Source organism: Arthrobacter sp. 08Y14, from assembly GCF_002929455.1.
Lineage (GTDB): Bacteria > Actinomycetota > Actinomycetes > Actinomycetales > Micrococcaceae > Arthrobacter_B > Arthrobacter_B sunyaminii.
Genome location: NZ_PJIX01000002.1, coordinates 166,773 through 188,803, shown reverse-complemented (window position 1 = coordinate 188,803; position 22,031 = coordinate 166,773). Strand labels below are relative to the sequence as shown.

The window sequence follows — 22,031 nt, the reverse complement described above, 5'->3', positions numbered from 1 at the left end:
GCAGCTGCCGCTAGCGGTTATGCGCGGCGCCTACTGGATTTTTGGAATCTGGCCGGTGGGCATTTCCTGCCCGGGAAGCGGGCGGGCGAACGGCACCTTTGTCCCCAGAACCTGCGCGACGACGTCGTTGGCCACCTGCCGGGCAGTCAGCCCTACGCGCTCCAGGACCTCCCCGCGGGTGCCGTGGTCCAGGAATTCCACCGGAAGACCAACCTCGTTCAGCGCGGTGTCCACACCGGCGGCCCGCATTTCCTGCCGGATCCGCGACCCGACGCCGCCGGCGCGCACGCCGTCCTCGATCACAATAACGATCCGGTGTTCGGCCGCCATGCGGATAATCGACCGCGGCACGGGCAGGACCCAGCGCGGATCCACCACAGTGGAGCTGATGCCCTGGTCACCGAGGCGGCTGGCCACCTGCAGGGCCATTTCGGCCATGGCGCCGACGCTGACAATCAGGACGTCATTGGAGTTTTCGCCGGTGGGACGGCGGGCCAGCACGTCCACGCCGTCGGAGGTGCGTTCCAGCGCATCCACGTCGGGGCCAACCGTTCCCTTCGAGAACCGGACCACGCTGGGGGCATCACTGATGGCGACAGCCTCGCGCAGTTCCTCCTTCAGCCGGGTGGCATCACGCGGGGCCGCCAGGTGCAGGCCCGGCACGATCTGCAGCATGGACATGTCCCACATGCCGTGATGGCTCGCGCCGTCGGGGCCGGTGACTCCGGCGCGGTCCAGCACAATGGTTACGCCGGCCTTGTGCAGGGCCACATCCATGAGCAGCTGGTCGAAGGCCCGGTTCAGGAAGGTTGCGTAAAGCGCGACGACGGGGTGCAGCCCGCCGAAAGCCATGCCCGCCGCAGAGGTGAGGGCGTGCTGCTCGGCGATGCCGACGTCGAACACCCGCTCGGGATGCTTCTCAGCGAACCGGTGCAGGCCAACCGGAATCAGCATGGCACCGGTGATGCCCACAATGTCTTCGCGCTCATCGGCAATGTCGGCGATCTCCGTCGCGAAGACCGATGTCCAGGACTGCTTGCTGCCCGGCTCGACCGGCTTACCGGTTTCCGGGTCGATGATGCCCACGGCGTGGAACTGGTCTGCCACGTTGGCACGGGCGGGCGCATAACCGCGGCCCTTTTCCGTCATCGCGTGAACAATCACGGGACCGTCGTAGTTGCGGGCTTTGATGAGGGCACGTTCCACGGCCGCCATGTCGTGTCCGTCTATCGGACCGATGTACTTCATGCCCAGGTCTTCAAACAAACCCTGCGGCGCCCACCAGTCCTTAATGCCGCGCTTGGCAGCATGCAGGCTGTGATACGTGAACCTGCCAACCGGGCCGCCGTGCTGGAGCCGCTGCTTCCACCATCCGAGAGTGTTCTCGTACGCGCGGTGGGTGCGCACGGCGTCCAGTGTGGGGCGCAGGGACGCGAGGTAGTCGGCCAGGCCGCCAATGGTGGGTGCGTAGGAGCGTCCGTTGTCGTTGACCACGATCACGACCCGGCGCCGCTGGTCCGCAGCGATATTGTTCAGGGCTTCCCAGGCCATGCCGCCGGTCAGGGCGCCGTCGCCCACCATCACCACGGTGTAGCGGTCGCCTTCCCCGGTGAGCTGCCGGGCGCGGGAGATGCCGTCAGCCCAGGACAGTGACGAGGAAGCGTGGGAGGATTCCACAATGTCATGCACGGACTCGGCCCTTGAAGGGTAGCCGGACATCCCGCCCTGCTGGCGAAGGGTCGAGAAATCCTGGCGCCCGGTGAGGATCTTGTGCACATAGGACTGGTGGCCGGTGTCGAAAACGATGCTGTCACGGGGCGAGTCAAAGACCCGGTGGATTCCCACGGTCAGCTCAACAACGCCCAGGTTAGGGCCAAGATGGCCGCCGGTTTGGGCAACATTACTGATCAGGAAGGACCGGATTTCCGCAGACAAACGCTCCAGCTGCTCCGTGGTGAGCTTGCTGAGGTCCCGCGGATCACGGATGGTTTCCAGAAGTCCCAACGGGCGTCTCCCTTGCTTTTAGGCAACGGCACTGCACACCGTCACAACGTTTAACTCTAACGCTTGAAGGAGCCGCTCCTGTTCCACGACAGGCAAAGAGCCCCGCCGGCCGAGTTCAAAAAACTCGGCCGGCGGGGCTCCCAAATCCTCAAATCCGCATCAGCTGCGGTGAGGGGCGCCTTGCTACTTAGCGGTGATCTGGCGCAGGACGTACTGCAGGATGCCGCCGTTGCGGTAGTAATCCGCTTCGCCCGGGGTATCGATGCGAAGGACCGCGTCGAAGGTGATGGCTTCACCGTTCTCCGGCGTAGCCGTGACCGTAACGGTCTTGGGCGTGGTGCCGTTGTTGAGTTCGGTCACGCCGGAAACCGCAAAGGTTTCCGTTCCGGTCAGGCCCAGGGACTCGGCGTTGACGCCGGCCGGGTACTGCAGCGGAAGGACACCCATACCAATGAGGTTGGAGCGGTGGATGCGCTCGTAGCTCTCGGCGATGACGGCCTTGACGCCCAGCAGGGCGGTACCCTTGGCAGCCCAGTCACGCGAGGAACCGGAACCGTACTCCTTGCCTGCCAGGACAACCAGCGGAATGCCGGCGGCCTGGTAGTTGACCGAAGCATCGTAGACGGCTGCCTGCGGTGCATCTGCCTGGCTGAAGTCGCGGGTGAAACCGCCTTCAACGCCGTCGAGCAGCTGGTTCTTGATGCGGATGTTCGCGAACGTACCGCGGATCATCACCTCGTGGTTGCCTCGGCGGGAGCCGTAGGAGTTGAAGTCCTTGCGCTCGACGCCGTGCTCCAGCAGGTAGCGGCCTGCCGGGGTGTCGGACTTGAAGGAACCGGCCGGGGAGATGTGGTCGGTGGTGACCGAATCGCCAAGCTTCAGCAGGACGCGGGCGCCCTCGATGTCGGTGACGGGCTCCGGCTGGGCCTTCATGCCCTCGAAGTACGGGGGCTTCCGGACGTACGTGGACTCCGTATCCCACTCGAAGGTTGCACCTTCGGGGGTGGGCAGGGACTTCCAGCGGTCGTCGCCTTCGAAGATGGTGTCGTAGCTGTTGCTGAACATCTCCTTGTTGATGGAGGCGTCGATGATTTCCTGGACCTCGACCGGGTTCGGCCAGATGTCCTTCAGGAAAATGTCGTTGCCGGCTTCGTCCTGGCCCAGCGGGTCATTTTCGAAGTCGAAGTCCATGGTGCCGGCCAGGGCGTAAGCGACAACCAGCGGCGGGGAGGCCAGGTAGTTCATCTTCACGTCCGGGTTGATCCGGCCTTCGAAGTTGCGGTTACCGGAGAGGACTGCGGTGACCGCCAGGTCGGCTTCCTGGATGGCCGTGGAGATTTCTTCTTCCAGCGGACCGGAGTTGCCGATGCAGGTGGCGCAACCGTAACCGACCACGAAGAAGCCAAGCTTCTCCAGGTACGGGATCAGGCCGGACTTCTCGTAGTAGTCGGTGACTACCTTGGAACCCGGAGCGATCGAGGTCTTGACCCACGGCTGTGCGGTGAGGCCCTTTTCGACTGCGTTGCGGGCCAGCACTGCTGCTGCCATCATCACCGACGGGTTGGACGTGTTGGTGCAGGAGGTGATCGAGGCGATCGACACGGCGCCGTGGTCCAGCTCGAAGCTGCGGCCGTCTGCCATGGTGACCGGCACCGAGTTGGTGGAGCGTTCAGCCGGAGCGTCAGCCTTCTCCACCAGGTCGTGCTCGCGGTCTTCCACCTGAGTGGCGTTGGCGTTGAACGACGGCGCGTCCGAGGCCGGGAAGGTCTCTTCCAGCGTCTCGTCGACAGTGCCGCTCTCGGCTTCAACAGTCTCGTGGACGTAGTTCTTCAGGTCCTTGCGGAACTGTTCCTTGGCGTTGGTCAGCTCAACGCGGTCCTGCGGGCGCTTCGGTCCGGCGATGGAGGAAACAACCGTGGAGAGGTCCAGTTCCAGGTACTCGGAGTACTGGATCTCAACGGACGGGTCGTGCCACAGGCCCTGCTCCTTGGCGTAGGCCTCAACGAGGGCAACGCTCTCGTCGGAACGGCCGGTGAGGCGCAGGTAGTCCAGGGTCACGTCGTCGATCGGGAACATGGCGGCCGTGGAACCGAATTCCGGGCTCATGTTGCCGATGGTGGCGCGGTTGGCCAGCGGCACAGCGCCGACACCTTCTCCGTAGAACTCTACGAACTTGCCGACAACACCGTGCTTGCGCAGCATTTCGGTGATCGTCAGAACAACGTCGGTGGCGGTGGCGCCGGCGGGGATTTCACCGGTGAGCTTGAAGCCGACAACGCGCGGGATCAGCATGGAGACGGGCTGGCCCAGCATGGCTGCCTCGGCCTCGATGCCGCCAACGCCCCAGCCGAGCACGCCCAGGCCGTTGACCATGGTCGTGTGGGAGTCGGTGCCGACGCAGGTGTCCGGGTAGGCACGCAGGACGCCGTCAACTTCGCGGGTCATGACGGTGCGGGCCAGGTACTCGATGTTGACCTGGTGGACAATGCCCATGCCCGGGGGAACAACCTTGAAGTCATCGAAGGCAGTCTGGCCCCAGCGAAGGAACTGGTAACGCTCGCCGTTGCGCTGGTATTCGATTTCCATGTTGCGCTCAAGGGCGCCGGAGTTGCCGAAGGCGTCAATCTGGACCGAGTGGTCAATGACCATTTCGGCCGGCGCCAGCGGGTTGACCCGCTTGGGGTCTCCGCCAAGCTCGGCAACGGCTTCACGCATGGTCGCCAGGTCCACGATGCAGGGGACGCCGGTGAAGTCCTGCATGATGACCCGGGCCGGGGTGAACTGAATTTCAGTGCTGGGTTCTGCATTTGCATCCCACTGTGCGAGTGCACGTACGTGATCTGCGGTGATGTTGGCACCATCTTCGGTGCGCAGCAGGTTTTCCAGCAGGACCTTGAGGCTGAACGGAAGGCTCTTTGCACCTTCGACGGAATTCAACCGGAAAATTTCATATTCGTTTCCGCCGACGTTTAGTACGCCTTTGGATCCGAAGCTGTCCACATTAGTCATAATAGGACTCCTCTCGCCACCGTTTTATCTTTGTCCAGCGGTCCGCGGCATGCCAGTTAGGACTCCCTAACCGGCAAACCACAGGGGAAGGCAGGGAAAATGGTGGACTATTTTCCCTGCCGGATTTTGCCCCACTGCCGAACGAAAACTCTGCCCGCCTAAGCAGGCAAAGGCTCCCCAACACGGCGCGGATCTGCACAACTGCTCCCTATACTATCCGTTACACCCCCATGTGACGGGGAGGATAGCCGTGCGGCCTGCGACACGGACCCCTAAGGCCCCGTTACAGACGGTTACGGGCGGGTCAGGACCGCAAAGGACTCCATATGGTGGGTGTGCGGGTAGAGGTCGAAGACCCGCAGCGAATCGACCTGCCAGCCCAAATCCTTGAAGTAGCCAAGATCGCGGGCAAATGACGCCGGGTCACAGGAAACGTAGCCCACTGTGCGCGGGGCGGCGGCGTCAATCCGGCGCACCACGTCCTTGCCTGCCCCGACACGCGGCGGGTCCAGCAGCACGACGTCGAGGCGGCCCTCGTAGGCGGCCAGCGACTTGTCCACGCGTCCCTGCAGGATTTCCACCTGGGGCGAGGCAAACAGGTTCTTGCGGGCGTCGCGGCTGGCTCCGGGAGAACCCTCAACAGAAAGAACGCGTCCCGATTCGCCCGCGGCGTCGGCCAGCGGGGCCGTGAACAGACCGGCGCCGGCGTACAGATCGGCGACCTGCTCACCCGGCTGGATCTGGAGCCCGTCCAGGACAGCCTGCGCCAGGGTCACAGGCGCACTGCGGTGGATCTGCCAGAAACCCGCACCGGTCACCCGGTAGTCATGCCCCAGCACGCTCTCCTGCACCCAGGTGCGGCCGCGGAGCCGGTTCAGGGTTGAGGTCTCCGGGTCCCAGGACGCTATGGAGGTTCCCTCGGGAAGGGCGGAGGCGATGCGGCCCAGTGCCTTGGGGTGCGCGCCTGCAGCGGGGATTAGCAACACCAGGGGTGCGCCGGTTGACGGAACGGCCACCTCCACCCGGGAGACACCGCTGAAGTCCACGTCCCACAGCTGCAGATCGTTCACGGCGTCCACGGCCAGCGGCATCCGCTGGACAGGGATCAGCTCCTCGGAACGGTGCGCGTGCATGGCCAGCCGGCCGCCGGGGGCTACCGAGAAGCTGGCGCGCGTCCGCCAGTGCAGGCCGTCCTCCCGCTCTTCAGCGGCAGGCTCAACCGTCACCGTCCGGTCTTCCTTGGCCAGCCGGCTCAGCTGCTCCGCGAAGATCTGTGCCTTAAGCTCGCGCTGCAAGGGCAGCTCAATGTGCCCAAACTCGGCACCGCCCACGGGCAGCCGCCCGCGGGAAGCAGCGCGCAGCGCATCGGCTTCAGGCCAGAAGTGCTCCACCCGGCCCGGAACGCTTTCGAGCACTTCCACGACGTCCGCACGCCAGAATTTGGCGCCGTCGCCCGCTTCCGTCAGGCGGGCGCGGACCCGCTCGCCGGGCAGGGCATGCCGGACAAAGACCACGCGCCCCTCGTGCCGTGCCACAAAGTGGCCGCCGTGGGCGGGGGTGCCAATAGTGAGTTCGATCTCGGATGCGGTGGTGTCGGTTGTCATAGTGGCGGATACTTCCTGATGGAGCCTAAAAGACCATCACATCATGCCTGCGCCCCGGTGCATATTCGCCGGTCCCGCAGGCCGGACCGCACGCCTGCCTTCACAGGTCTATGCTGGCGGTTGGGTTTTTTCGCAGTCGATCATCAGGAACCGAGGTGGCAGGTGGCCCATTACGTCATCATGGGATGCGGGCGAGTGGGCGTGTCGCTGGCCCACACACTGGACAATGCCGGGCATACCGTGGCCGTCATTGACCAGGATGAGCGGGCGTTCAGGCGTTTGCGGCACACCTTCACGGGCCGGAAAGTCACCGGCGTCGGCTTTGACCGCGTGACCCTCAAAGAGGCCGGGATCGAGGAGGCCTACGCCTTTGCAGCCGTTTCTTCGGGTGACAATTCCAACATTCTGGCCACCCGGGTGGCGCGAGAGACGTTCCACGTCCCGCATGTGGTGGCACGGATCTATGACCCCGGACGCGCGGAAATCTACCAGCGGCTCGGCATCCCCACTGTCGCGGCAGTGCGCTGGAGCGCCGACCAGGTGCTGCGGCGCATCCTGCCGGAGCAGAGCATTAACGGAGACTTCCGCGAGTCATCCGGCCGGCTGATCCTGGGCGAACTGTCCCTGCACGAGGGCTGGCTGGGCACAACACTCAGCGGCATTGAACAGGCAGCCGAGGTCCGTATCGCCTACGTCACCCGGTTCGGAGAGGGAATACTCCCCCGCCCGGACACCAGTTACCAGCAGGGCGATGTCCTGCACGCCATGATGAACGTGGAGCGCACCAGCGAAATCAGCCGCATCCTTTCGGTTGCGCCGGTCAGGGAGAAGCAGTGAAAGTTGTGATTGCAGGCGCCGGGAGTGTGGGGTCCTCCATCGCCAAGGAGCTTCTTTCCCACCATCATGAGGTACTTCTCATCGACGAAAAGCCCGAGGTGGTGGGACGCAGCGGACTGTTGGGCGCCCATTGGCTGATTGGCGACGCGTGCGAGCTGACCACACTGAAGGATGCCCGGCTGGAGGAGGCCGACGTCATGGTCTCCGCCACAGGGGACGACAAGGTCAATTTGGTGGTCTCACTGCTGGCCAAGAGCGAGTTCGGTGTGGCACGCACCGTGGGCCGGGTGAACAATCCCAAGAACGACTGGATGTTCGATGATTCCTGGGGTGTCGACGTGGCGGTGAATACACCGCGCCTGATGACCGCCCTCGTGGAGGAAGCCGTGGAGGTCGGTGACCTGGTACGGCTGCTCACGCTGCAAACCGGAGTGGCCTCGATGGTGGAGTTCACGGTTCCGTCCGATTCACCGTTGACCGGCAAGACTCTCGGGTCCATTGACTGGCCCCTGGACACCACTGTGACGGCCATCCTCCGCGACGACGCCCCCATCACCCCCAGCAGGGATGACGTCATTGAGCCCGGCGACGAACTGTTCTTTATCTGCACCATCGCAGCCGAAGACCAGCTGCGGGCCGTCCTGCTGCCCGAGCGGTCCCGGCCCGATTCCGAGCCTGAAACGTTCTAGCCCGGGTGCTTCCCGGACTCCTGCTGGGTCAACGGCCGGGACACCATCCAGGCCAGCCACAGCCCCAGGGCATACAGCGGAACGCCCATGGCAAGGCGCATGGTGCCCAGCGCCCCCACGTTGTCCGCCAGATACAGCGGAAGCTGAACGCCGAGGCGCAGGGCGAACACCGCGATGATGATCCAGGTGGCCAGTGCATAGGCGCGGACCCGCTTCCGGTTCGCCCGCCATTCCAGGTTCTCACCGCGGATGAATCCGAACAGGAGTCCGGCCACCGGCCAGCGGACGGCAATCGAAACGGCAAACGCCAGGATGTACGCGGCATTGACGAAAAAGCCCGGCAGGAAGAACTCTGTCCCGCTGCCGCTGCGCAGGGCGAAGACGGCGCAGATAATGACGCCGATTACCCCTGTCAGGGCCTGCATCAGGGGACGTTTCTGCACCAGATTGGCTGCTGAGAAGGCTGCCGCCGAAGCCACTGCTGCGCCGAGCGACAAGTACAGCTCCGACGTCAGTGTGAAAAGCAAGGTAAAGAGCAGGCCGGGAACAATGGCCTCAGCGAGCCCGCGCACCCCGCCGACTGACTTGAGCACATCGATCTGCCCGTCGTCTCCGCGTTCCACTCCCGCCTTGGCCGCGTAGGCACCGGCAACGTCGCCGAGTGTCGGCTGTTGCTCCTCGGCCGAAGGGTTCCCGCCGGAAGGCTCAGCCGACCGACGGTATTCGGGCAGGTCGCTGCCGGGTCGCTCAGTCATGTTTCGTTCTCCGGACGTCCGATGATTTCATAACGGGGGTTGTAGATGGTGGGATAGCTTCCCACGGTACTGACCATGCCCTCGAACGCCAGCTGGGTGCCGGCTTCCACTCCGGGCACACGGCGTTGTCCAATCCAGATGAGACGGACCCGGGCACGCGGCTTGCGGGACGCCGGATCGCGGTACGCGGCTTCGCGGTCCTCCACCATGGCGGTGAAGCGCGGAGGCTCCGTCGCCGGAACCACGGTGATGGACTCCACGTACCCGCCACTGTAGACCCGGCCCCGTTCGGGCAGGGAACTGACGGGCACCGGACCCTGCTTGCCGGGGAGCGCGGATTGCTCGGTGGGCATCAGCTCAGCCGATGGTCGTTATCTCAGGGCCGCGCTCCGGCGGACCCGGTTTGACCGGCGCGGCAGGCCGGGGCAGGGGCGAAGCATCACGCGGCAAACGCAGCTGCAGCAGGTCCCGCGGCGGAAGCGGCTGTTCACCGCGGACCACGACGACGTTGCGGAAGACGTCTTCCAGCGGACCGGCCTCCTGCGGATCAAGAGCGGCCGGGCCGCCGAAGACGCCGCGCAGGAACCAGCGCGGTCCATCCACACCGACGAACCTGGCCACGCGGTACCCCTTGGACCCGTCCTGGGCCTGGGCCGGAACCTTCGCCAGGAGTTCGGTGCCGAAAACGCCGTCGAGCTCGTCCACGGTGCCGCCCTGCGAACCTACGGATTTGCCGATCTGTCCGCGGATTTCATCCCAGAGAGTCTCTGAGCGGGGTGCCGCAAAAGCCTGCAGCTGCAGGCTTGAGCCGTTCAGGTCGAGGGTCACCGCAACCACCCGCTGGGTCTTCTCTTCAACTTCCAGGCGCAGCTGGAGGCCCTGGGCTGCCGCAATGCGCAGCGCTCCCAGATCCACATAACCGTCCTCGGACGGCTTGTCGCTGACGTCCCACGGGCCCGTGGCTGCGCCCGTTTCGGAGCCGGCTGCAGCGTCGACAACTTCGTCGGCGCCGTCCTGCCCCTGTTCTTCCTGATCCTGCTTGGCTTGATCCTGCTTGTTCTTCTTCAGTCGCCCAAATGCCATGACCGGGTTCCTCTCTCTTGTAGGAGGCCTCACGCTGCCGGCCCCCGGGACAGCCGCTCTAGGCAGGCAGTGCAGCAAAGCCGCCGGTGGAACCGAATCCGCCGGTGCCGCGAACGGATTCGGACAGTTCATCGACCAGTTCAAAAGACGCAGTCTCCACCCTCTGAATCACCATCTGGGCGATCCGGTCACCGCGCTTCAGGGTGATTGGGGTGGTGGTGTCGGTGTTGAGGAGCGTGACACTGATCTCACCCCGGTAGCCGGCGTCGACAGTGCCGGGAGCATTCACAACGGTGAGGCCGTGTTTGGTGGCCAGCCCCGAACGGGGATGGATGAACGCTGCATAGCCGAAAGGAAGGGCCAAAGCCACGCCGGTGGGAACAAGCCTCCGCTCCCCCGGCTCCAGGACAAAGTCGATCCGGGTGCGAAGGTCCGCGCCTGCGTCGCCCGGGTGGGCGTACGACGGCGGTTCCAGTCCGTCGTCGAGCATCTTCAGCTGCACGGTCATTGTGGGGCCTGCTTCAAGCACCGGTGTCTCCGACTTCATTGATGTGTGGCCCGCGTTCCGATCAGGTCCGCGTGGCTGCGTCTTACAGTTCTGCCCGGGAAGCTCCCGGGGAATACCGCACCTCACTTTAGCGTGTTTTCCTGACGCTTCTCCGAACGTGGCGGAACGGCATTTCCCCCCGCCGAGCACCAAGATGAAATGACGGAACAAAGATGCCAAGCTGGAGGTATGTCATCCCCCTCTGCCCAGACTCCCGCCAGTACCGTTCTCTACTCGGAGCGGCTTCTTCCCTCATTCTGGATCTGGGTGATGGTCCTGGGCGTGTCAGCCTCAAGCATCCTCGTGTTCGTACCCATCAGCATGGAAACCGGGATAATTGCCGCCGTTGTGGTCGCCGTGATTCTGACGGTTTTGCTGCTTCTCAGCACCCCGACCATCCGGGTCACGCCGGACACCCTGCAGGTAGGCAAGGCGGAAATTGAGCGGGTCCATATCGGTTCGGTGGAGGGCTTCCGTGGAGATGATGCCACGTATCAGCGCGGCCGGGGACTGAACGCCACCTCGTACATGTGCATTCGCGGCTGGATTTCGCCGGTGGTCAAGATCGAGATCACCGACCCCGCAGACCGCACGCCGTACTGGCTCACGTCCACCCGTCATCCCGAGGATCTGGTCCGCGCTCTGAACAGCTAACCGCTCAGAGACCCGTTCAGCCCTCACAGTCCGTGCAGTAGGCCAAACCGTCCTTTTCCAGGGCTATCTGCGACCTGTGCCGCACCAGGAAACAGGACGCGCAGGTGAATTCGTCCGCCTGCGGCGGCAGTACACGCACCAGGAGCTCTTCCCCGGAGAGGTCCGCGCCCGGCAGCTCGAAGCTGTCCGCCGCTTCAGCCTCGTCTTCATCCACCACCGCGGACTGCGTGGTCGCAGTGCGGCGCGTCTTCAGCTCTTCAATGGATTCCTCGCTGACGTCCTCTTCTGTCTTGCGCGGCGCATCATAGTCTGTCGCCATAATAAGTACTCTCACCATCCGGTCGAGTTGTTGGAGAAGATTGTGTTGAGCCCGTTCTGCCGGTTCGGAACCGGCCGCTTGCAGGTTCTGAGGTATCAACGCAACGGGGTTGCGTTTTGTGCCCGTAAACCGGAGATTTTTGTCTAGTCGAAAGCGAAAAACCACCATCGGGCTGTCCCGGCGCCTCCGGATGCTCAAAAAAAGCGGCAGCAGGAGGCGGCGATCCGCGCCACGCCCCTGCAAACAGTAGGCTTTCGGCGCTGCGGGTGGCATTGTTTCCAGAAGGAATTGCTATCGGGTGGAGGATTGGTTCATGCAGGATCTGCGTCTCGTGGGTGTCCATGAGGGTGGCGAGCATCTGCTGCTCAGCGGCAAGGGTGGGGAAACATTCCGGCTGCGCATGGATGAAGCGCTGCGGGTGGCGGTTTCCCGCTCGGTGCACCGTTCCACAGCTCCCGCCGAGCGGCCTGAAGGTCCAGCCATGACTCCGCGAGACATTCAGGCACGAATCCGTTCCGGCGCCAGCGCCGAAGACGTCGCTGAGGTTTCCGGTCTGGACCTCGCCCACATCCGCCGCTATGAAGGCCCGGTCCGCGCGGAACGCGACTATGTTGCCCGCCAGGCACAGGCCGTGGAAGTGGCTGCCCCTCTCTCGGCTACGCACGACGGGTACCGCAGTACGTTCGGCGACAGTCCGGTCAATCTCGGCGACATGGTCAATCACCGGCTCAAGGCCTTCGGTGTGGACCCCGACAGCGTCGAATGGGATGCCTGGCGTCGCCCGGATTCCACGTGGGATGTCGTTGCCCGTTTTGATCTCGATGAAAAGTCCCGGGTTTCCGTGGGCGAAGAACCGCCGGCGCGCTGGACTTTCAGCCCGCTGCGCAAGAGCGTGTCCAATGCCAACCGCTGGGCGCAGCTGCTCAGTGAGCTGGAGCCGCTGGACTCCCCCGTACCGTCGCGCCGGCTGACAGCCGTCGCGGACCGCGTCTTCGATTTTGAGGCCGTCCCGGTGCCCGAGGCTGACGGTGTCGATGGAGCACGCGACGAGGAGACCGCAAACCTGCTGGAGGTCCTGCGCTCCCGCCGCGGGCAGCGTCTCGGTGCCGACGAAGACGGCGACGACGCCCTGGCGGCGCTGCTGGCAAAGGGCAGCATCCCTGCGGCACATCCTCGGGAGGGCCGCACCGAAACGGATGACGCCGCCTCCAGCGGTCCCCGCACCGGCCGTCTGACGCTGGCACCGGATGTTGCAGGAATGGATTCGGCGGACCGTCCCGATTCGGTTCGCCTGCCCAACGGTGTTTCCTCCGAGACGCGCGAAATTAGTATTCTGGCCCGGCCTTTCCGCCGCCGCAGCGAGGCAGCTGAAGATACCGGCACCAACACGCCTGCGGACATTTCTTCTGCGCGCACAGGCACCGGCTCCGACAAGTTCCCGGGGTCCGCCAAGGCCGGCGCCGCGGGAGCCGACGTCAAGGCGCACCACCCTGATGCCGCTGACGGCGCCGATGCTGCACGGGCTGCTTCGACCGAGACAGGCAACGCCGCAGAGGCTGCTGAGAGCAGCAAAACCGCACCGGCTGCACGCGGCAAGAAAACCGGAGGCCGCAAGGGCGGCCGGACGGATTTCCCCTGGGACCGGATGGGTTCCGCCAGCAGCCGGACCGATGACGCAGGCAGCGCTGAAGCCGGCAAGGACGAGGACGGCGCAGACCGCCGTCCGATCAAGCCAAAGCGTTCCTCGGTACCCAGCTGGGATGAGATCGTCTTCGGCACCAAGGGCGACTAGCCTTCACGCCGGGGGCGCACCCGGTGCATGGGACGTTCCGGGCGTGCCTGGGGAGTAGTCGTCGGGGATAAACAGGTCTTCGATGGTACTGCCGAAGAGCGACCCAGGCCGGAAGGCCAGCGGCAGGGACGGATCAAACCGTCCGCGTTCAATGGAGATGATGGTTTGGCGCGAGACGCCGAGCTCATCGGTGAGGTGCTGTTGGGACCACTCACGGTTCGCACGGAATTCCTCAACTCGATTGCGCACGTCAGCCTTTGCGCCGCTGCAGCAGATGGCGCACGCCAAAGAGCACGCCGCACAGGATCAGCAGACGTGCAGCGTGCCGGCCCCCGGTATCCGGCGTCTTCGAGGATATGTACGGCCGCCGTGACGGAACCCGAGCTCCTTAGGGGATGCGGGGATGAACCGCGCAGACATCCAGGTCGGCCGGAGAGTCATCAGCAGCGGAGATCGACTCCGCCTGGTGGGCTGTGACCCGGCGCATGTAGTGCCGGCGGCAGAGGGTTTCATATCCCACGACCGGCACGGTTTCGACAGCATCAACCGCAAAGAGCGGTTCCTCTGTGACGGTGTCAGCTGCCGCAGGCGATCCGGCCGCGGGAGCATGCTTGCCCACGTCGCCAACCACAACCTGGTCCCCTTCAACCACCATGACCCCGTCCACGGTGCGGGCATTGTGGGTGGCCCTTCGGCCACACCAGCACAGAGCCCGCACTTGGAGCACTTCCATCCGATCAGCCAGTTCGATCAGGCGCTGCGACCCGGGGAAAAGCCGGGTCCGGAAATCCGACGTGATGCCGAAGGCAAAAACATCCACACACAATTCATCCACCACGCGCGCCAACTGCTCCACCTGGTCCGCGGAATAGAACTGCGCTTCATCGCAAATGAGGTAATCCACCGGCAGACCGGTCCGGCGGCGGCCTGACACTTCGTTCCAGAAGTCCGTGGTGTCCGTGACTTCCACTGCAGGGGTGCGCAATCCCAGCCGGGAAGAGATCATCGAATCCCCCGCCCTGTCGTTGCGGCTAAACAGGATTCCGCCGCGGCCGCGGGCACTGTGATTATAGTCCATCTGCAGGGCAAGCGTCGATTTGCCGCAGTCCATGGTCCCGGAAAAGAAAACTAGCTCGGCCACGGTTTACTTCTTTCTCCCGCCGGACTGTGCCCCGGGATTGCGCTTGGTAGCCGGTGCAGCAAGCTGCAGCAGCGGAACTTCCCGCTCCGCGCGGGTCAGGGAACCGTGCTGGCCCACCACTTCCAGGGACGCGGATTTCATCCGCCGCAGGTCATACAACGCGATCGGCTCGCGTGCCATCACCAGGACGTCACCGATACGCGGCAGCACGGACGGGGAAACAACCGGTCCGAAATAACCGGCGTTGACGGCTTCCTCCCGGGTGGCGATCCAAATTTTGTTGCCGTAGGCACGGCTCCAGGAGTCCATCAGGTTCTGCCGAACCTGCTCGCCTGCCCCGGGTTCCAGATACAGGTGCACCATGCGCGGCTCGCCCGCAGTGTGCCGCACACCGGCAATCAGCGAGGGGTCTGCCGAGAAGTCATGCCGGTGTTCCGGAGCGATATCCACCATGCCGTGGTCCGCCGTGAGCAGCAGCAGCGTATCGGCCGGGAGCCGGGAGGCCAGAAGTTTCAGCGCGCTGTCCAGCTCCTCCAGCTGGAAACCCCACTGCTGCGACTGGGATCCGTGCTTGTGGCCGGCTTTGTCCAGCTCGTTCCAGTACAGGTACATCAGCATCCGCGGCGCTGCGGCCAGAGCCTGGGCTGCTGCCGCCACCCGGGCATGGACGCCGGTCGCGCCGATGAACTCACCCCCGCGCAAAGCGGCACGGGTCATCGCGGAGTCCGCGAACCGCGGCAGGCTCACGGAAGCCACCGGAATGTGCTCCGCCGCCTGTTCCAGAACGGTGGGACAGGGCTGCCAGCGCTCCGGGTCCACACCGGCGTCCCAGTTGCCGAGCATGTTGACGACTTTGTCCTGGTCCGGATCCAGCACGTCGTATCCGACCATGCCGTGTTCGCCCGGCGGACGTCCGGTTCCCAGGGAGGCCAGTGATGCCGCCGTCGTGGTGGGAAAAGCTGCCGTAAGCACCCTGGCCGAGGGTACAAAACTGCGCAGGAACGGTGCGTGCCCGCCGCGCTGCTTGAGCAGGGACCAGCCAAGACCATCCACCATGACCACGCAGACTCGTTTGGCTGCCGGCAGGTTCAGGGTGTTCTCGAAACCGGGAACGCCGAGGACTGCGGCCGAGCTGGTGAGGACGTCGGCAACGCTGCTGCGTCCGTAGCCGGGGGCGGGAGGAAGCGGTTCCCGGGTGATCTTGCCGGATTCGGAGCCTGTTCCGGAGGAGGAGTTCATAACCCCTTACCGCTGGTGGTGGCTGCGGTTGAAGCGGCTGCCGATGCCCGCAACGCGCTGGCGGGCATCCCCGGGTTCCATGGCCCGGGCATTGACTGTGTCTGTGTTGACCTTGCGCAGTGCCCGGGCGAAGTCCTTGGCGTTCTGCACGGCCTGGGCGCCGTCCGCCTCAGCACTGACGCGGAGGACAATGTCCTCCTGGGCGATGGTGCCGGTGTAGCCGTGGTCGGCATCGCACTGCGGGTCCGCGCAGCCTGCGGGGCCCATGTCCAGGCGCTGCCCGCCCGACCAGGCGATGGCCAGGGTCAGTTCACGGGCCTGGTCGGAGGGCTTGTAGTCCTGCGGCTGGGCATACATGTAGCCCAGGACCACGGACCGGATTTGCGTAACCGGCACCGATTCGGTGGAAACCTGGGCCATCATCTGTTCCCCGGCTTCGTCCAGCTGCTGGTCATCCACGTGGGTGATCACCAGCATGTCCTCGGTCAGCACCAGCACGGTGATGTGGCGGTGCACTTCGGTGCGCTCGAAGTGGGTCTCCAGGTGAATCAGGTGGGACAGCGGTTCGCGGCCGTCCAGGGCGTCGTGGACGACGTCGGCCAGAAGCGTGGGATAAAAGCCGGCCCGCTCCATGGAGGCGTCCAGGCTGCGGCGTTCAGAGGAAAGTAACGGCGACATGATTCCAGTTTCCCCCAGAGAGCACCCCAGCACCTAAATGGCGCGCGGAAGGATTGCGAGATCATCCTGCCGGGCCCCCGGACCATGCCTTAGTCCCGCATCGCCCGCCGGGCACTGTCCGTCCGCTGCTGCGGGTTGCCGAGCCTGACGTCCGCGCTGAGGACAGTCACTCCGGTAGTTGAGACCAGCACGGGGTTGATTTCCAACAGCGCTATCTCGGGATGCTCGTCCTTCAACAGTGCCAGCCGTGAAATCAGGTCCTCCAGTGCGGCAACGTTGGCCTTGGGCAACCCCTGGTAACCGAAGAGCTTGCCGGAGGCACGCGGTGCACGCACAAGGTCCGCAACGTCCGTGTCCGTCAGCGGCGGAATTCCGTGGGCCCAGTCATCCAGAAGGTTCACGGCGTCTCCAGCCAGGCCGAAGGACAACACCGGCCCGAGCAGCGGATCTTCAATGGCCCGCACGGTACAGCCCTGTCCCGAGGGCGCCATGGTCTGCACTTCAAGTTCAAAGCTGCCGTAAGGCTCCAGGGACTGTTTCATCTGCGCGATGTTGGTGAGGAGCTCTTCCGGCGTGGAGATGTTCATCCGCACGCCGCCCAAGTCGAGGCGGTGGCGCAGGTGTTCGTCCATGGTCTTGATGACCACGGGCCAGCCCAGGGAATCTGCTGCCGCCACGGCTTCCTCCCCCGTGCTGAACGGAACCGATGGCAGCAGCTGAATGCCGTAGAAGCCCAGCAGCTGCGTGGTTTCCTCGGCGGAAAGCCGCATGAGCCCGTCACCTGAAACCCGGGACAGGAGTTTTTCCACCAGCGCATGGGCGCCGTCGGGATCCACTCCGGCCGGCTCGACGAAGTGCCCGTGGTCGCGGGCGGCCCATTCGGTGTACCGGACCAGGGAGGCGAGCGCCGAGACGGCGGCCCCGGGGCTGGAGAAGCACGGCAGGCCGGACTGCCGCCCGTCCTCCTCCCTTCCCCCTTCGGTCAGCAGTCCTTCCACATGCGCGGTGGGGTCCATGATTCCGGTGAAGGCAGCCACCACGGGTTTGCCGGACTCGGCCACGCACTCCTGCAGGCACTGCGCAATTTTCTCCATCGTCAGCCCGGGAGACGGCAGCAGGGTTACAACGCCGGCATGCACGGCGTCGTCGGCGAGTGCCTTGGTGACAGTGGCGCGCAGCAGCGGCAGGGCGACGCTCATTCCGGTATCCAGGGCCAGATCCGTCTGCAGGCTGCGCACTTCCAGGTCCAGGCCGACGGCGGCATCCGCCACCACCCGGCCCAGGGCAGCGGAGTTGCTGAAGATCGCCAGGGCCCTGCCGGCCGGCAGGGGCTGGCTGACGGCAATCTGGGCAACATCCATCAACTGTTCGTTGGTGTTCACCCGAATGACGCCGGACTGCCGCAGCATGGCATCCAGCGCTCCGGCGGGGGCCTGGGTGGTCCGGACGGCGTGGCCCGGCGGCAGCTGCAGTCCCGTGACGTCTGACTTGGCGACGATCACCGGCTTGGACGTGGCCAGGCGGCGGGCGATCCGGGAGAACTTTCGGGGGTTGCCGACCGACTCCAGGTACATGCCCACCACCCGGGTGTCGGTGTCGTCTTCCCAGTACTGCATGGCGTCGTTGCCTGACACGTCGGCCCGGTTGCCGGCGGAAATGGTGGAGGACAGGCCGAGGCTGCGCCGCTGTGCCGCGGCGTAGAGGAGGACGCCGATGGCGGCGGACTGGCTGAACAGACCCAGTCCCCCGGCTTCGGGCAGGGACGGCGCCATGGAGGCGTTCAGGCGGACCCCGGGGCGGGTGTTAATCAGGCCCAGCGACGCCGGACCCACCACGCGCATGCCGTTGGCGCGGGCGTGCCGCACGAGGCGCCGCTGCCGGGCGAGGCCGCGTTCGCCGTCGTCCGCGTATCCCGCGGTGGCCACCAGCAGTCCCTTGACCCCGGCGCGCGCGCACTCCTCCACCACCGGCTGCACCTGGTCGTAGGGAACGGCGATGATGGCCAGCTGCACGGGCTCGGGCACATCCGAGATCCGGGCGTAGGACACCATGCCGGCCAGCTCGAAGGCCTCCGGGTTCACGGCGTACACGGAACCGGTGAAGCCGCCCTCGATGATGTGCTCGAGCAGCTGGTAGCCCACGGTGCCCCATTCGCGGCTGGCTCCGATGACGGCAACGGACGACGGCGAGAGCAGGTCCGCGACGCTGCGGGCCTCGGCGCGGTGTTCGCGGGATTCCATGACGGCCCGGGATTTGTCCGTGGGGTCGATGTTAAAGTCCAGGGCAATCACGCCGTCGTCGAAGTGGCGGCGCACCTCGTAGCCGGCGTCGGCAAACACACCAATCATTTTGCGGTTTTCCGGCAGCACTTCGGCGGAGAAGCGGCGGATGCCGTTCTCCCGGGCCGCAGCGGCGAGGTGCTCGAGCAGGATGGAACCCAGGCCGCGGCCCTGGTGGCCGTCCGAGATGTTGAAGGCCACTTCGGCTTCGGTGGGGTCATCGAGGCGGTCATAACGGCCAATGCCGATGATTTCCGAGCCGATGGTGATGACAAAGGCCACACGGTCCTTGTAGTCCACGTTGGTGAACCGGGCCAGCTCCTTGTTGCTGAGCTTGGCCTTGTAGGTGAAGAAGCGCAGGTAGATGGAGCTTTGGGACTGGCGCATGTGGAACTCCTGCAATGCCTGCGCGTCCCCGGGTGTCACGGGTCTCAAATGCCCGGTGCCGCCGTCCCGCAACACCACGTCAGCTTCCCAATATTCGGGGTAATGTCCCTGCTCCGCCATAGACTCAGAGTAGTGGGAAATTTTCTCCGCTGTCTGCAGGACGCTTCGGCCGCCGCGCCGGATCCCCCTGCAACCCCGTATAAGCCCTACCAATGCAAGGACCCGACAACAGCATGGCCCGGCGCCAAACCGTCTCCAAAACCGCACCCGGCGAGAAAATCGCCGAGAACATCATCGACATTGATGTCACCACCGAGATGGAAGGTTCCTTCCTCGAGTACGCGTACTCGGTGATCTATTCCCGCGCCCTCCCCGACGCCCGCGACGGCCTCAAGCCCGTCCAGCGGCGCATCCTGTACATGATGGCGGACATGGGCCTGCGGCCGGACCGCGGCCATGTGAAGTCCGCACGCGTGGTGGGCGAGGTCATGGGCAAGCTCCATCCCCACGGCGACTCCGCCATCTACGACGCCATGGTCCGCATGGCGCAGGACTGGGCGCTGCGCCTGCCCCTGATCGACGGGCACGGGAACTTCGGCTCGCTCGACGACGGCCCCGCGGCCGCCCGGTACACCGAAGCCCGGCTGGCAGCTCCGGCGCTGACGCTGACGGACCATCTGGATGAAGACGTGGTGGACTTTGTCCCCAACTACGACAACCAGCTGATGCAGCCGGAGGTGCTTCCGGCGGCCTTCCCCAACCTGCTGGTCAACGGCACCACCGGCATCGCCGTGGGCATGGCCACCAACATGGCACCGCACAACTTGGGTGAAGTCATTGCCGCCACCCAGCACCTGATCGCCAACCCCGAGGCCACGCTGGATGAGCTGATGCGGTTCATCCCCGGCCCGGATCTGCCCAGCGGCGGACGGATTGTGGGACTGGACGGCATCCGCGACGCCTACGCGTCCGGCCGCGGGTCCTTCAAAACACGCGCCAAGGTGGAGGTGGAGCAGCTCAATGCCCGCCGCACCGGACTGGTGATCACCGAACTGCCGTACATGGTGGGCCCGGAAAAGGTCATCGAGAAGATCAAGGACGCGGTCACCTCCAAGAAACTGCAGGGCATCTCGGACGTGGTGGACCTGACGGACCGCAGCCACGGACTGCGCCTGGTCATCGAGCTCAAGAACGGCTTCAACCCCAACGCCGTCCTGGCCCAGCTGTACCGGTACACGCCCATGGAGGATTCCTTCGGCATCAACAACGTCACCCTGGTGGACGGGCAGCCCCGGACTCTTGGGCTGGTGGAACTGCTGCAGGTCTACGTGGCGCACCGCCTTGGCGTCGTCCGCCGCCGCACCGCCTTCCGGCTGCGCAAGAAGCAGGACCGGCTGCACCTGGTCGAGGGTTTGCTCATTGCGATCGTGGACATTGACGAGGTCATCCAGATCATCCGCTCCTCGGATGAGACGGCCCAGGCCCGCGAACGGCTGATGGCCATCTATGACCTGACGGAAATCCAGGCCAACCACATCCTCGAGCTGCGCCTGCGCCAGCTGACCAAGTACTCCCGCATCGAGCTGGAGAAGGAAAAGGATGACCTGCTCCTGGCGATCAAGGAGCTGCAGGCCATCCTCGACTCCGAACAGCGGCTGAGGTCCCTGGTCTCCGACGAACTCGGCGAGGTGGCGGCCAAGTACGCCACTCCGCGGCGGACGGTGCTGCTGGAATCCGAGGCGGCATCACCGCTGAAGGGTGTTGCTGCCGCTCCCGCCGTCACCGGCAAGGGCGCCAAGGCGGCACTGCCGCTGGAGATTGCCGATGATCCCTGCTGGGTCATCCTCACCAGTTCCGGCCAGCTGGCCCGCACCTCCAACCAGGAGCCGCTCACCGAGGCAGGCCAGCGGGTGCGTCACGATGTGTTCCGCTCTGTGGTGAAAACTACGGCGCGCGGGGAGATCGGGGCGGTGACGTCGTCGGGCCGGATGGTCCGTGTCCAGGTCCTCGATATGCCGGCTCTGCCGCCGACGTCGGGCCTGCCGAACATGGCCGGCGGGGTTCCGGTGAAGGATTTCATGACGCTGGCCAAGGGCGAAAAGCTGATTGGCCTGGTGCCGCTGAACGAGATCATTGCGCTGGGCACCCGGAACGGCATCGTGAAACGGGTTAATCCTGAATACCCGCTGAACCGGGACGACTGGGAAGCCATCACGCTCAAGCCCAAGGATGAAGTGGTGGGTGTGGGCGTGGCGGCGCAGGACACCGACGAGCTGGTGTTTATCACCGAACACGCCCAGCTGCTGCGTTTCAGCGCCTCGCTGGTCCGTCCGCAGGGACGCACCGCCGGCGGTGTTGCCGGCATCAAGCTCGGTGCCGATGACCATGTGCTGTTCTTCGGCGTGGTGGCGCAAAACGATCCGGCCGCCGTCGTTGTTACCGTCTCCACCGGGACCGAGACCCTGCCCGGAACGCCCGGCGGGTCGGTGAAGGTGACCGAGTTCGCCGAGTACCCGGTGAAGGGCCGTGCCACCGGCGGAGTGCGCGCACACCGGTTCCTGAAGGGTGAGGATGCCCTCGTAGTCGCGTGGGCCGGTCATGGTCCGGCGAAGGCTGCCGCTGCCAACGGTGTGGCCCGGGCGCTGCCCACGGAGCACGGACGGCGGGACGGCTCAGGCATTCCGTTGACCAACCAGGTTGACCAGGTCGGACCGAGCCACACACCGGTGGAATCGGGTGAGGATCCGGCCGCGGACTGACGCAGGTTATTGTCCGGCGGCTGCCCCGAACTTTCGGGACGGCCGTTGGACAGGCAGGATGTGCCGGCGGATGGTTGGTGAAATCCTTAGTGCAGATAACGGGCCCAAACAGGCCATTTGGGCCCTTGATCTGTACTATGGACTGCACCAAAGCCCGTTATCTGCACTAAGGACGCCGGCGGAGCCATCCAGGGTGCCCGCTGACCCGATAAACACAGCACCTGCCGCCTCGAGGGAGCCTGCAGGTGCTGTGTT

General features: G+C 65.0%; 18 protein-coding genes. 5 read left to right on the top strand and 13 right to left on the bottom strand.

Annotated elements, in window-relative coordinates; translation table 11 throughout:
• Positions 1-30: 30 nt before the first annotated feature.
• The 3 genes from dxs to CXR03_RS07400 all read right to left on the bottom strand — a co-directional run bounded on the left by dxs (position 31) and on the right by CXR03_RS07400 (position 6,617).
• Positions 31-2,004: a 1-deoxy-D-xylulose-5-phosphate synthase gene (gene dxs, locus CXR03_RS07410; protein WP_104103077.1), complete on the bottom strand. Its 1,974-nt coding sequence runs from the start codon at positions 2,002-2,004 to the stop codon at positions 31-33.
• Positions 2,005-2,187: 183 nt separating this feature from the next.
• Positions 2,188-5,013: an aconitate hydratase gene (locus tag CXR03_RS07405; protein WP_104103076.1), complete on the bottom strand. Its 2,826-nt coding sequence runs from the start codon at positions 5,011-5,013 to the stop codon at positions 2,188-2,190.
• Positions 5,014-5,306: 293 nt separating this feature from the next.
• A complete protein-coding gene (locus CXR03_RS07400; protein WP_104103074.1) occupies positions 5,307-6,617 on the bottom strand; it encodes a class I SAM-dependent RNA methyltransferase in 1,311 nt (436 codons plus the stop codon).
• Positions 6,618-6,779: 162 nt separating this feature from the next.
• On the opposite strand from CXR03_RS07400, the gene CXR03_RS07395 reads away from it, so the two are divergent.
• Both CXR03_RS07395 and CXR03_RS07390 read left to right on the top strand, forming a co-directional pair.
• Positions 6,780-7,454 (top strand): TrkA family potassium uptake protein, encoded by a 675-nt coding sequence (locus CXR03_RS07395; protein ID WP_104103073.1) that lies wholly within the window; start codon positions 6,780-6,782, stop codon positions 7,452-7,454.
• Complete coding sequence (locus CXR03_RS07390) at positions 7,451-8,143, top strand: TrkA family potassium uptake protein (protein ID WP_104103071.1); 693 nt, start codon at positions 7,451-7,453, stop codon at positions 8,141-8,143. Before CXR03_RS07395 ends, CXR03_RS07390 begins: the two co-directional genes overlap by 4 nt.
• Here the strand turns inward: CXR03_RS07390 and CXR03_RS07385 are convergent.
• Genes CXR03_RS07385 through dut form a run of 4 tightly spaced genes read right to left on the bottom strand, consistent with a single transcriptional unit; the run spans position 8,140 to position 10,528 of the window.
• Positions 8,140-8,898, bottom strand: coding sequence for a DUF3159 domain-containing protein (locus CXR03_RS07385; protein ID WP_104103070.1), 759 nt, complete (start codon positions 8,896-8,898; stop codon positions 8,140-8,142). The genes CXR03_RS07390 and CXR03_RS07385 overlap by 4 nt on opposite strands.
• Positions 8,895-9,251 carry a hypothetical protein gene (locus CXR03_RS07380; protein ID WP_104103068.1) on the bottom strand — a complete coding sequence of 119 codons (357 nt, stop codon included), beginning with the start codon at positions 9,249-9,251 and terminating at the stop codon, positions 8,895-8,897. Before CXR03_RS07380 ends, CXR03_RS07385 begins: the two co-directional genes overlap by 4 nt.
• Before the next feature lie 4 nt (positions 9,252-9,255).
• Complete coding sequence (locus CXR03_RS07375) at positions 9,256-9,981, bottom strand: DUF3710 domain-containing protein (RefSeq protein ID WP_104103067.1); 726 nt, start codon at positions 9,979-9,981, stop codon at positions 9,256-9,258.
• A gap of 58 nt (positions 9,982-10,039) precedes the next feature.
• Positions 10,040-10,528, bottom strand: coding sequence for a dUTP diphosphatase (gene dut, locus CXR03_RS07370; RefSeq protein WP_104103065.1), 489 nt, complete (start codon positions 10,526-10,528; stop codon positions 10,040-10,042).
• A gap of 189 nt (positions 10,529-10,717) precedes the next feature.
• Between dut and CXR03_RS07365 the strand changes: the two genes are divergently transcribed.
• Complete coding sequence (locus CXR03_RS07365; protein WP_104054620.1) at positions 10,718-11,182, top strand: DUF3093 domain-containing protein; 465 nt, start codon at positions 10,718-10,720, stop codon at positions 11,180-11,182.
• Positions 11,183-11,198: 16 nt separating this feature from the next.
• On the opposite strand, the gene CXR03_RS07360 is transcribed toward CXR03_RS07365, so the two are convergent.
• A complete protein-coding gene (locus tag CXR03_RS07360) occupies positions 11,199-11,501 on the bottom strand; it encodes a DUF4193 domain-containing protein (RefSeq protein ID WP_104054621.1) in 303 nt (100 codons plus the stop codon).
• Between the two features lie 313 nt (positions 11,502-11,814).
• Here CXR03_RS07360 and sepH point away from each other — a divergent pair, with 313 nt between their 5' ends.
• Positions 11,815-13,293: a septation protein SepH gene (gene sepH, locus CXR03_RS07355; RefSeq protein ID WP_104104030.1), complete on the top strand. Its 1,479-nt coding sequence runs from the start codon at positions 11,815-11,817 to the stop codon at positions 13,291-13,293.
• A gap of 3 nt (positions 13,294-13,296) precedes the next feature.
• Here sepH and CXR03_RS07350 read toward each other — a convergent pair whose 3' ends face one another.
• The 5 genes from CXR03_RS07350 to CXR03_RS07330 form a co-directional block, all read right to left on the bottom strand.
• Positions 13,297-13,542, bottom strand: coding sequence for a helix-turn-helix transcriptional regulator (locus CXR03_RS07350; RefSeq protein WP_104103064.1), 246 nt, complete (start codon positions 13,540-13,542; stop codon positions 13,297-13,299).
• A 139-nt stretch (positions 13,543-13,681) separates the two neighbouring features.
• Positions 13,682-14,434, bottom strand: a complete 753-nt coding sequence (locus CXR03_RS07345; RefSeq protein ID WP_104103062.1) for a thymidine kinase — start codon at positions 14,432-14,434, stop codon at positions 13,682-13,684.
• 3 nt (positions 14,435-14,437) lie between these two features.
• Positions 14,438-15,673 carry an alkaline phosphatase family protein gene (locus tag CXR03_RS07340; RefSeq protein ID WP_104103061.1) on the bottom strand — a complete coding sequence of 412 codons (1,236 nt, stop codon included), beginning with the start codon at positions 15,671-15,673 and terminating at the stop codon, positions 14,438-14,440.
• A gap of 6 nt (positions 15,674-15,679) precedes the next feature.
• Complete coding sequence (locus CXR03_RS07335; protein WP_104054627.1) at positions 15,680-16,351, bottom strand: DUF5998 family protein; 672 nt, start codon at positions 16,349-16,351, stop codon at positions 15,680-15,682.
• Positions 16,352-16,440: 89 nt separating this feature from the next.
• Complete coding sequence (locus tag CXR03_RS07330; RefSeq protein ID WP_104103060.1) at positions 16,441-19,137, bottom strand: bifunctional GNAT family N-acetyltransferase/acetate--CoA ligase family protein; 2,697 nt, start codon at positions 19,135-19,137, stop codon at positions 16,441-16,443.
• Positions 19,138-19,250: 113 nt separating this feature from the next.
• Here CXR03_RS07330 and CXR03_RS07325 point away from each other — a divergent pair, with 113 nt between their 5' ends.
• Positions 19,251-21,776 carry a DNA topoisomerase (ATP-hydrolyzing) subunit A gene (locus CXR03_RS07325; protein ID WP_104103058.1) on the top strand — a complete coding sequence of 842 codons (2,526 nt, stop codon included), beginning with the start codon at positions 19,251-19,253 and terminating at the stop codon, positions 21,774-21,776.
• The last annotated feature ends 255 nt before the right edge of the window (positions 21,777-22,031 follow it).